We start from the raw sequence: 382 nt of genomic DNA on the forward strand, positions 1-382 counted from the left end.
GAGCCCTTGTCGGTGCTGTCCAGTCGCCAGTGCGAGCCGTCGGTGGGCGGGGTGAGCGCATCGGCCTGGGAGGTGCGGACGAGCCGGGGTGCGTGGGCCGTGCCCTGGCGTAGGGCCAGTTGGGGCTCGGTGGTGTGGAGGACCTCGGCGAGGTGGGTGCGGGTGTCGGGGTGGGTGTCGAGGTCGATGAGGTGGAAGCGGTGGGGGTGTTCGGCTTGGGCGGTGCGGATCATGCCCCAGACGGGTCCGTGGGCGAGGTCGGGTGCGGGGTCGTTGGGGTTGGTGGTGACCGCGTGCTGGGTGGTGATGATCAGGCGGGTGTCGGCGAGGCGTGGTTCGGCCAGCCATGCCTGGACCCATGCCAGGAGTCGGTGTGCCACGG

General features: G+C 71.5%; 1 protein-coding gene. It reads right to left on the minus strand.

Going from position 1 to position 382, the window contains the following annotated elements; translation table 11 throughout:
* A partial coding sequence (locus AC5P1B_RS35890; RefSeq protein WP_493892227.1) for a SpnB-like Rossmann fold domain-containing protein occupies nt 1-382 on the minus strand: 382 nt, incomplete at both ends.

It is taken from the genome of Streptomyces sp. A01, assembly GCF_059026195.1.